Origin of the sequence: Pseudoalteromonas luteoviolacea S2607 (assembly GCF_001625575.1) — a bacterium.
Taxonomy (GTDB): Bacteria; Pseudomonadota; Gammaproteobacteria; order Enterobacterales; family Alteromonadaceae; genus Pseudoalteromonas; species Pseudoalteromonas luteoviolacea_E.
Genome location: NZ_AUXV01000030.1, coordinates 52289 through 64043 on the forward strand (window position 1 = coordinate 52289; position 11755 = coordinate 64043).

The following is an 11755-nucleotide window of genomic DNA, read 5'->3' on the forward strand; positions in this document are numbered from 1 at the left end:
ACCGATAGATTAATCACTATTTCTTAGAGAACGAATTGGTGAAGAGTTTATAATTGGTCTCACAGGCCAGTAACATGCAAATAAAACCATAACACTGATCAGGGCAAGCGTAACGAAGAACACAGGGATAAGTTGCGAGTTAATATAATCATTCAGAGCCTCAGAGTAGCCAATAAACAACCCTAATAGCGCGATGATACTGATAACAAAGCCGATACCAACGGAGATCGCATTATCTTTAACAATCAGGCGAACCACGTCAAAACGCTTCGCACCAATTGCTAAACGTGTACCCAATTCAAATCGGCGCATTTGTGTCGCATAACTGAGAATACCGTACAGACCAATAGCAGCAAGGAAGAAGGTCAGCAATGCCAATACAGCACTGGTAATTGCGGTTGTATATTGAGTAAACAACAACTCATCACTTTGATCATTCAACGTTTCTAACTTAGATACAAAAAACTGTCGGCTCACTTCTTGAGCGATAGATACCGTCAAATCACGATCTAACGTTTGATTTGGCTTTAACTTAATGACAAATTGAGTATCGTTGGCTTCAGCAATTAAATACGCTTTCATCGGTACTTCTTTTTCTGTTGGCTTTTTAACGCCTTGCACAATGCCGATGATTGTATACGGATTACTCGCTACGAGCATTGTAGTACCAATGACACTCCCTTCTTCGATACCGCCATGGGTTACTAAACTTTCAGCATATACGTCATTGACTATCATTAAGTTATTCTGATCATTGACATCTGCTTCACTAAAAGAATCCCCTTCGAGTAACGGCTGACCAAGCACTTGGAAATATTTCTCATCAACAAACCGAGTTGGTAAGCTTGAACGCTCTTGGGTCGCCTCAGGTCCCTGAATTATTGCAATTCCCGTATCCAACGGTGCCGTACCACGTGTCACATCTTCTACTTGAGGGAGTGCAATTAACTTATTTTGCAGCTCACGTAATAATTGTTTGGTCTCTTCTTCAGATAAGCTATCTGCAGAGTTTATTTCTAAAGTCAGAGCCGAAAGATTATCAGTCTCAAAGCCTATAGGCTGATTGATTATCTTCAGTGAATCTTTTAACAAGCCAATATTTACAAATACTAGGATGGTAACAATCGATACTTGCGAGATAATTAACCATCGTCTAACGGTGGGTGACACCTGAATGCCAGTCCCTTTACCACTAGATTGTAAAGTTGAGTTCAAAGCACGGTAATTAATCATACTTGCGCTGATGCGCGCAAAAGTAAAGCCCAGTAGTAATGTAATAAACAAAGCTGCGCCCAATGTCACACCATTAATTGCAAGCTCTTCGACACGCGGCAGTCGCAAGGCGAGATACTGTTGTAAGATCCAAAATCCGACGGTCGAAATAATCAATGCAACAGCCATTGACATAGATACCACTAAACCTGATTGTGCGAAAAGCGTTCTAAATATATGGCGCTTATTTGCCCCTACAGCTGCTTGAATGGCCAGCTCTCTTTGCTGATCAGCTGTGCGCGACATAAATAGGTTAGTAATGTTTGTACACGCGATCAGAATTAGTCCAACTACACCTGCAAGCAATAGTAGAACTGTATTTTGACTATCACCCAACACGGTCTCTTTAAATGGCTGCAACTCCATACGAATTGTCCAGTTTTCAAAGCCATCAAAAGTGTGAACATTCTCTCTCCAAAGCAGGTTAAGTGGCGTTGTTAATGTCTCTTCAACTTGCGGAATGCTGAGTGTAGAGTCAAGTTTTCCAATAAACCGTTGATCAAAGCTAAAGTTACCATAACCTTCTCTACTTCTGGGGTTCATACCGTATGCATTAAAGTCCCAAGGTAAAAAGATGTCTGTTTTTACACCACTACCATTTAATTCAGGCTCAATGAAAGAGTCAGCCACAACACCAACAATACGAAAGTTCGTGCCACCCAGTGTCAGTGTTTGCTCTAAAATTGAGCTGTCACCACCAAAGTCATTCTGCCAACTGTGATAACTCAGAATAGCAACAGGGTTATGAGTATCTTTATTTTCTGTTTCTTCAAAAGTACGCCCCATAGCCATATTTATATCTAACAGCTCAAACCAACCTGGGGTGACAAAGGTGCTTTTAACTGTCGGCTGTGAAGGTAAGGAGCTCACCACCCCACTCTCATAGCGCACCAAAGCAGACTGGGAAAACACCGTTTGATCATCAAACAGTTTAATTAAGATTGGATACTCAAATGCGGCCCCTAATCGTCCTCTCTCAGAATCAATAACCGCAGAGTTTACTTGATATAAATCCTCTTGTTCGGGGTAAGGTAAAGGTTTGAGAATCATGACATAAGCCAAAGTCAGAATGCACAATAAGGCTCCTAGGGTAATACCTAAAGTTGTGACAATGGTCACAAGAAAGCCTTTTTTGACACATAAACCTGCCCAGGCCTGTTTAAGTTGATAACTGATTTGGTTCATACTATTTTCCTGTTGCTGCGTTGTCGCTTAGTCGAGTCCTACCATCAATTTACGGTTATTAAGCCAGTATCATACCAACTTTAAATAATCGAATAATACTGCTTTCATGCTCCGTGATTAGGGTAAGAAATTACTTTGGACAAAACTAGTTAACCTATTGTTTTTATTTTATTTTAATTATTTTTAATTAATGTGTAATTACGTGTGAGTTGCACTCAAGGCTATTTTTCCACACACCCATAACTCATCCGTCAAATCGCAACATAGCGATAAAGAACCGATATCGGAATATCACCGTCCGTTATCGGAATTTGTCGTTTCGAGCGCTTAACTGACAAACCACGCAGCGTATCGCAGTGATGTTTTTCGGATGGTTCATTCTCCCCATCACTTCACGGTGTATTCTGGCACTGCTTAAATGATTAAACCATCAAGCAAGTTACCAACTGCTTGATGGTTCTTGACTGCTATTAGCTACCATTAGCCTGCAATAAGGAGCTGTTCAACTTTTTGTGATAGCTCAGGCCTCCAATCCCAGAAGCTGCTTTTGTCGTTCGGTAAAGGTTTAAGCAGGCGCGCCTCAAGCCCTTTTGCAGCCATTAGAATGGGCACCAAATCTTGCATGCTGATCCCTTCTTGTTGTTCAATCATCTGATTGACAAGCCCAGACAGTGTCGCCGCCGCAGAGTACCGACGCATCAACGCATTCCCAGGTAGTTCGTCAAGGGAACTGGAAATTGCAAGAGTAAACTTATCTAGATTTTTGATATCATGTAGCCAAAAGTTCGGCCAGTATAATGCCTCCCCCTCTTCTAAAACGGCTTCATACAAACGAAGTTCGCGCAACTCTGGATGCTTTTCTGGATCTAAGTTACGAATGTCTACAGTAGAGTAATTCGGTCTCCCCTGGAAATCATACATAGAATTCAGGTTCAATAGGTGCGCTTGATCCGGCGCAACTAACAGACAATGCTTACGGCCTTTAACCTGCGTCAGAGATTTAGCTTCACCAGCATAGTCGTAATGCATAGGTGTTGCGTTGCTTTCCGAGCCTAAAATTATTTGTGCATTGATAAGCTCAGATTGGCGCAAAAAAGCCGGCGCTTCATAATCTTCAGCTAGAATACTGATTTCTTCATTAAACTTCTCTTTGAACTTTTCATTAGTCCAAAAGTTTCCACTTTCAGATACATTGAACCAATACCAGTTTGCACCAATGTCTTTATCTCTGAACTTCTGAGAGAACTCTCTAAAAGACATCTGTTTAGGACGAGCATCTTGATGTTTATTGGATTCCTCGCTGTACTCACTGACTTTTATTGTCGCGTCACCAATCTTCTCTTCAAGGTATTCCAGAGACCAGTTTTTAAAACCGGGATTACGGCTCGTATCAGCCTTAGCAATAACGGGCTTATTAAAGCGATATCGCTCCAAAAAGTCGATTCGACTTAATTCAACACGCTCTATTGGTTCAATATTTAATTCTCTCCATTTTTCCATTGGGTATCCTTTGTTTTCACTTATAGTTATTATGATGTGTTAGTGTTCAGTCCTGAATGTTGGGCTATTAGTCGCGAGTTCTTTGTTTAATTCCGAAAGAACCACCATGCGAGCTTCGTTCTCATTCCGACAATTAGTAAGATATTTTGCCACCAATTTAAATTTAACTTCTTAGAGTAAGAGCTGATTTCCAACAAGAACTTCTTGTAGCGCTCAGAGGATACCTCAAACAAGTTTCGGTGTTTTTGAAAAACGCCCCAATCGATACGAACATCCCCTGGGAAAAACCGAGTCTCATTGACGGAAGCAGTCCCCTTTTTGTATTCAAACAAGCGCGTTGCTTGGTCATTTGAAAAGTGATTTAAATGGACTGCGAATACGCCTTCTTTACTGAAGTCATAATGTAGCTTTGAAGCTGGTAAAGTTTTCCAATCATGCCCATCAGCAATCGGTGTATTGTCCAATTTATCCTGAAAATTTGAAAGTGTGACATGGAACAGCCGACACGGCTCATTTGCTGATAAGCTCCATTCTTTTCTGGCCCTCTCTTCTATTTGTTGCTCCGTACCTTGCGCGTACCAAATATCTCCATGGTGATGTGGCAGTGAATACACGGTTAGCTTATGTGCAGCAACCTTACATAGCATAGACAACCCTGTTGACTTGAAATAATTGGTCCGATGCCAAGGTGCAACAGTGCCGAAAGGGTGCTTGGTTGATGAGAAAAGGTCCCATTGGTAAGTCGACTTTATGCCAAAGAATTTGAGTGACGGCACTGCGTCTCCAAGCCCATAAACATGCGTTTGAAGTCTTTCTATATAATCTACAGTAATGATATCGTCATCATCTAAATTCGTCGTCAAGGCTAAGTCTACGTCACTTGGCAGGTATTTCTCCAACCATTCGAGACACCCCAAATCCTCTCGGGCAAACTCATGTAAATATGTCCTTTCTCGCTGAGCAATCAGGGCCTCTAACCTATCTCGATACTTTTTAGGCAGATCAGGGTCTATGATCAACACCCAATCAAAGTCTTGGTTAGACTGTGCCAAGACATTGGGTAAACATGCACATTCAAACAGTGCAAATCGAAACTCAAGCGCATCTGGATTGAGAGGATCTTGCCGTAAAAACACATCCGCGGTCTGTTTAGCATGGTCCTCAGGGTTCTGCCTGTACGAAAACCTCGTCAACAGGATATGACCAAGGGTCATGGATTTCATTTAAATACCTCTTTTTTATTTTTTAAATTATTCAAAAGCAATTAAATAGGCCTAACTTTTCAGCACTGCCATCTCACAAGTTGCCAATGATGTTAAACAAGCAAAGGCCAAATACCGCAAAGTTCTCTTTCATTTATTCAGGGCATTCAACTTACCAACTCAGCCACTCTTCCGGTATTTTTGGAATTGAAGGCACGATACGTCGCTGAGCAAAACGGAAGAACTTTGCCTGCCATTTATTCATCGGTCGAAACAAATCTACCATCAATATCACACGGGTATGCTCCGTTTTGTTCCAAGCGCGATGCGGGTAGAAATCATCAAAGATCATTACCTTCCCTTCCTTCCATTCCAACCTTTCCCACTCTAGCTCAAGACATACATCTCCCTTGGGAATGATAATGCCAAGGTGCATTCTCAAAAAACAACGACTTTTCGCTTTGTGTAAACGCAACTCAGCTCCGGGTGCTAGGATACTCAATTCCGCATTCGCTAATAACGGTACATTCGCAACGAGTCGCGATATGGTTGGCAACAGTTTCTCCGCACTCGGTTCAACTTGACCCTGTTGTGCGACAAGTACTGAATGCGCATTGGGAACCTGATCAATACCAAGCGGAATAGAATCCACATTGACATGACTGAAGATATTATCCACTTCACTTCTGATAGCGGTATAGTTTTTTTCAAAATCAAGTGACCACGGAAAATCTTCTGGAGAGAAAGTTCTGTGTTCAATCCCTGGCAACCTTTTCTCGACTTCGTAAACAGTCCTTAATAAGCCCCTAGCTATAACACCTGGTCTAGGTTTTTCTACACCAGTTTCTCTCGCACGCAAGAAGTAATCAAGGTCTTTTTTCATCAGAGAATCTAGATTTTCAAACTTAACCGTAAACGTTGTTTCAGTCCGTGCACAAACGACCCCTGGAAATATTCGAAAATAGGGGAACCAAATAATACCCTGAGTCCCTATTTCTGGCAAATTGCCATTTGCTTGTACAGTCACGTGACTATGCGAAAGATCCTGCAATGAACACAATCTTTCTAACTCTGACTTTCCCGTCCAAAGTATTTTATCTACTTTCTGCAAAGAAGAAGGGAATAACTCCTTTATGCTATCTAACTTGTGCTTCATACTTACTCCGTATAATTAAACAGTTTCAGCGAATATTAATAACCTTCTCCCCTATAAGGTAATGTCTATCCAAAAGGGGAGTGTCTTTAATTTTCAAACAATATTACAGTCAATCCATATTCTTTATAATTTCTACAATTAACCCTGATATTGATTTTGCGCTTTCGCCTTTCAACATTGAAAAATGATTTCCCTCGATGAAAACATGTTCCGTGTTTTGGATCGATAGTCGGCGGTTCAAGTATTCCAGATATTTGTCCTGTTCAACCGGGCTCTCTTTTGCAAATACCCAATGCTTTGGCACAAGCTTGCTTTCAGTGGGTGTATACCCATCAAACAGCTCGCATTGATGGGTATACAGATCCACAAAATAACGAGGCAAATCTAGTCTACTCAAATCGGTGCTTCGACTTGCTTTTATGCGATTAGAAAAACATGAACCTTTCTGCCAGAAGTAAGTGTCCAACATCACTAACTCAACTTGATAACCTTGAGCTGTCAAATAATTAGCCAATGCAAAAGCCAATGCGCCACCGTATGAATGACCCACTAAGACTATTCGTTTTGACGGCAATTTACCAATACTATCTGCAAATTCGACAACATTGTCATCGATTGTCTTGAAGCTCTGCTCCCCGATAATTAAGCCTTTGTGTCGAAAAACACTCATTTCCGTTCTATTTGTTAGCAGCGATTTAAGGTCATCAATCACTTCTTCAAAGTCAGCTGCTGTACTCGCAGCTCCTGGAATAAACACTACATGGGTGTGAGGCTCACTGCACTCAACTACTTTTCGAAGTAAAGTAATATTGTTCAACTCACACTCTAGGGAGTCAAGTAAAGTTGCTTGTTGCTGTATAGTGTTCTGACTATATAACGCGGCAATATCACTTGTTTTCTTGAAATGTTTCTCGATTAAAGAAAGCAGTTTCACGACCAATAAAGAATGCCCCCCTAACTCAAAAAAACTGGCAGTCGCACTTATATGGTCCACCTCTATGCCCAGCAATTCAGCCCAAATATCAGTAAGCGCAACCTCAGTATGCGTCATCGGTGCGATGTAGCTCCCCTGTAACGTTAGGCTTTCAGGCGTTGGTAATGCAGCGCGATCAACTTTGCCGTTATGTGTAAGCGGCCATGTATCAACCACCATAACGACACTCGGTACCATATAGTCAGGTAACACGCGTGCCAACTGAGATTTGACATCATGTATATACTCAGCGTGTCCAGATGAAAATACCTGCGGTACCGGCTTAATATACCCGACTAGTTGTTGACTGCCGGCAAGCTCTGTTGCCATAACCAACGCCGAATCAACACTGTCCAGCCTCACTAACTGACTTTCCACTTCTCCTAACTCAATCCGAAATCCGCGGATTTTCACTTGCTCATCAATTCTACCGATATACTCGAGATTACCATCCGGTAGATAGCGAACCAAATCGCCTGTTTTATATAAACGCTGCGAGAGACGACGTGTGCACTGAGTGCCACTTTGTTCGAGATATGGGTTTTTCATAAATCGTTCTGCTGTAACCTCGGGAAGATTGAGGTAACCTCGAGCTACTCCATCGCCACCGATATATAATTCGCCTACAGTCCCTTTAGGCACCAGCATATTGTCGCTGTCTAATACGTAAAACTCAGTATTACCAATGGGTCTTCCGATCGACGCCGGTTCAACAGACACACTGCTCGTCACACATGATTCTGTCGGGCCATAAACATTATACAGCGGAATGCGCCCGTCTATGGCATCTACCAATTGTGGTAACATCGCTTCTCCACCAGAGACGACCCTCTTGACTGCGTGTCCACTCAGGCTCTCTATCATGCTCATTAAATGAGAGGGGGTACTGTCAATATGCGTTATTTGATGCGTTGCGACCAGTCGCGTAATGTGCGCTGGCTCTAAAGACTCTTTGCGCGATGGGATCACTAATGTATTCGCCGTGAAAAGCATAATAAACATTTGTTCGACCGCTGCATCAAATGCATAGCTTGCAAGCAGCAAACCTGCTTCTTGCTGAGGTTCTAGCTGATACGCCCTTTTTTGCGAAAAGATTAAGTTTATAACTGAACGATGTTCAACCAGCACACCTTTTGGCATCCCAGTGGAACCCGAGGTATAAATTACATAGGCCAAATTGGCAGCCTCCACTCCAGTATCTGATGTGCTCAAATCATGAACCGGTGAATGTGCACATACATGATGCTCGCTGCAAGCTAAGCCATCTAAAGTAATAATTCGGCCATCGAAATTAGACAGCGGGGCCTGTAAATGACGCTGGCTCAGTACGATGCTCAACTGCGCATCATCCAACATATAGTCTAGCCGCTCTTGTGGATAGCTTGGGTCAAGCGGTACATACGCCCCACCGGCCTTCAAAATCGCTAAAATGCCTATCACCATCTCTAATGAACGTTCCACGCATAAACCTATCATTGAATCAGGCGTGATCCCCTGCGTGGCTCTAAGGTAATGAGCCAGTTGATTTGCTTTCTCATTTAACTGACGATAGGTCAGTGTCTGGTGTTCAAATACCAGCGCCACATTATCTGGAGAAGCAGCGGCTTGTTGCTCAAACAATTCATGAATACAGCGATCTTTCGGGTACTCTAAGTGGGTATTATTCACTTCAAACACTAAATGCTGCGTTTCTTCGATTGATAGCATTGGCATTGCATAAGGCGCGTGCGTAGGTTGCGCCTCGCTCACACCTTCAAGCAATCGACAAAGATGATCATTTAATTGCACAATATGTGCTGCACTAAACAAGCTGATGTCGTACGTCCAATCGACAGATACTCCCCGCTCACTAATATGAAAATTAATATCTAAATCAAACTTAGCCTGGCTCAAGTTCGATTGACGTAGCTGAATGTCGACACCTGCTGCACTAAGCTCAATGTTTTGCTCTTGGGTACTCACAGCATCATCTGTTGTCACGGCCATCATAATTTGAAATAACGGACTGTGAGCCGTACTTCTGGGTACTTTTAATTGCTCGACCAACTGCTCAAAGGGCACATCTTGGTTTGACTGTGCATCTAGATTGATCTGGCGAATATGTGCAAAGTAATCAGACAACGTGTTGTATTGTGTATTCGCTCTAAGCACCAAAGTATTAACAAAAAAGCCGATTAACGGTTCTAATTCTGTTTGAAGGCGGTTTGCGACCGGCGTCCCTATCACCACGTCGCGGTGGTTGCTATGCCTTGCAATCAGCAGTGATAACACACCATGAAATAGCATAAATGGCGTAAGTTGGTATTGCTTCGCCACGACCAGTAATTGCTGCGCAATCGACGCTGACAGTTGACCTGTTACCACTGCGCCTTGATACTGCTTCACATCTGGACGCGAATAATCTAGCGGTAGGCTATGTAACACAGGGAGCTCAACCAATTGCTTTTGCCAATATTCCAGTTGAGACTCCAGCAACGCTCCCCGGAGGTATGTTCGTTGCCAATGGCCATAATCTGCATACTGAATTGCCAATGCAGGCAGAGGGTTAGGTTGCTCCTGATGATATGCCTCGTATAATGCCACAAACTCTTTTGCCAGCACATTCAAAGACCACCCATCGGACGCAATATGGTGCATATTTAATATCATAACACCACGGTCATCAGCCTTCTTCACATAGTGCACTCGTAACATGATATCACTTGCAAGATTATATGGGGCGCTGGTATCCGCATTCACAATTTCACTCACTCGTGCTGCTAACGTCTCACCCGTGAGATGTGACACATCGGTGAGTTGAATATTAAACTGACAGTCAGCCAGCGCTCGAATGCACTGTAAAGTCTCTCCCTGTTCATTGATATACACCGTTCTCAGCACTTCATGGCGCTCAAGAATAGTGTTAAAAGCCGCTCTGATAGTGGCAATATTTAGTTTCCCGTTAACATCAAAAGCCAGCGGCATATTGTACTCAGGCGATCCCCCTTGCAAGTTATCAATAAACCATAGGCGCTGCTGAGCAAATGACACAGGGTGAATGTTGCCCCCCCTAGTAAATGGCGTGATAGCTGGGCGTAAGTTTACTTGTGTTCCCTGCTCAATCATGAGCGCCAAGTCCTGAAGAGTCGCCGCTTCGAAAATGGCCTGAACAGAAATTTCCACTTTAAATCGATTGCGAATGTCGGAAACCAATCGCACTGATAAAAGGGAGTGGCCACCTAACTCGAAGAAGTTGGCGGTTCGACTGATCAAATCAACGTCAACTCCTAGTAACTTAGACCAAATATCAGCCACGGCGTGTTCGGTATCTGAAACGGGCGCGCTGTACTTTCCGTGCAGAGCGCGCTCATCTGGCGTCGGTAACACCTTTCGATCAATCTTACCGTTTGGTGTGAGTGGCCACGTATCAATCAATACAATGACACTCGGCACCATATAATCAGGCATTTTCGATAATAGAGCGGTTGTGATCTCATTGGCATACGCAGGACACTCATTGTCTGACACAACAGTGCTTGGTTTTACATAACCAACCAATTGTTGACTACCCGCGATGTCTTTTGCCATCACTAAAGCCGAATCTACAGACCCAAGGAGTGCCAACTGACTCTCTACCTCTCCCAACTCAATTCTAAAGCCGCGGATCTTAACCTGATCATCGGCACGGCCTATAAAGTCTACATGACCATCCGCTAAGAAACGCACCAAGTCGCCCGTTCGATACAATCTCTTTGAGCTATTTGGGTCGTCCTCATTATAGAATGGGTTTTCTATAAAGCGCTCCGCTGTTAAGGTCGGCCTATTCAAATACCCTCTCGCTAAACTAGCCCCCCCAACATACAGCTCACCAACTGAACCAAAAGGCGAAACTTCACCAAAGGAATCAAGTACATATAAACTATTATTATTCAGCGGCTGACCAATCGGGTATGCGCTATTTATGCTATTCAAGGAGCAGGTTGATGCAAAGACTATGGACTCTGTCGGACCGTATACGTGCATGAGGCTAATATGAGGGTGCGACTGTTTAAAGGACTCTATAATGCCTTCATCACACCGCTCTCCACCAAATAGCACTTGTCGTACTTCAGTTCCTGAAAATACATCATGAGCGACCAATTGGTTAAACAGCGCTGTCGTTGTAAAAAAGTTATTGATGCTCTTGTCAATCAACTCACGTTTGAATTTATCTATCTGTAATATTGAATCTTTTTTAAACAAGTGCAACTCTACACCCGATGCAAGACTAAAAAAGAAATCATACACAAAGCCATCAAACGAGAATGATGATAAGCTCGCCATTCTACGTGCATGCTCGACGTTTGCATAATTAGGTGAAGACAAGAATGCAACGACCCCTTGATGCTCAACTTCGACCCCTTTGGGCTGCCCAGTTGACCCCGAGGTGTATATGACATAGGCAAGATTAGTCGCCCGTACCCCAGAATCTGTCACGCACAAGTTCTC

At 43.0% G+C, this 11755-nt stretch carries 5 protein-coding genes; all 5 read right to left on the reverse strand.

What is annotated here, in order from left to right:
- Nucleotides 1-9: 9 nt before the first annotated feature.
- The 5 genes from N480_RS14995 to N480_RS15015 all read right to left on the reverse strand — a co-directional run bounded on the left by N480_RS14995 (nucleotide 10) and on the right by N480_RS15015 (nucleotide 11743).
- On the reverse strand, nucleotides 10-2457 hold the full coding sequence (locus N480_RS14995; RefSeq protein ID WP_063373292.1) for an ABC transporter permease: 2448 nt from the start codon (nucleotides 2455-2457) through the stop codon (nucleotides 10-12).
- A 480-nt stretch (nucleotides 2458-2937) separates the two neighbouring features.
- Nucleotides 2938-3957, reverse strand: coding sequence for a cupin-like domain-containing protein (locus tag N480_RS15000; protein ID WP_063373293.1), 1020 nt, complete (start codon nucleotides 3955-3957; stop codon nucleotides 2938-2940).
- Nucleotides 3958-4043: 86 nt separating this feature from the next.
- Nucleotides 4044-5180 (reverse strand): glycosyltransferase, encoded by a 1137-nt coding sequence (locus N480_RS15005; protein WP_063373294.1) that lies wholly within the window; start codon nucleotides 5178-5180, stop codon nucleotides 4044-4046.
- 151 nt (nucleotides 5181-5331) lie between these two features.
- Nucleotides 5332-6315 (reverse strand): aspartyl/asparaginyl beta-hydroxylase domain-containing protein, encoded by a 984-nt coding sequence (locus N480_RS15010; RefSeq protein ID WP_063373295.1) that lies wholly within the window; start codon nucleotides 6313-6315, stop codon nucleotides 5332-5334.
- A 109-nt stretch (nucleotides 6316-6424) separates the two neighbouring features.
- Entirely contained in the window at nucleotides 6425-11743 is a 5319-nt protein-coding gene (locus N480_RS15015; RefSeq protein WP_063373296.1) for a non-ribosomal peptide synthetase, read from the reverse strand.
- Between the last annotated feature and the right edge of the window lie 12 nt (nucleotides 11744-11755).

Coding starts and splice junctions, on each gene's coding strand:
- N480_RS15000 (WP_063373293.1), bottom strand. CDS start 3,957: ATGGAAAAATGGAGAGAATTAAATATTGAACCAATAGAGCGTGTTGAA.
- N480_RS15005 (WP_063373294.1), bottom strand. CDS start 5,180: ATGAAATCCATGACCCTTGGTCATATCCTGTTGACGAGGTTTTCGTAC.
- N480_RS14995 (WP_063373292.1), bottom strand. CDS start 2,457: ATGAACCAAATCAGTTATCAACTTAAACAGGCCTGGGCAGGTTTATGT.
- N480_RS15010 (WP_063373295.1), bottom strand. CDS start 6,315: ATGAAGCACAAGTTAGATAGCATAAAGGAGTTATTCCCTTCTTCTTTG.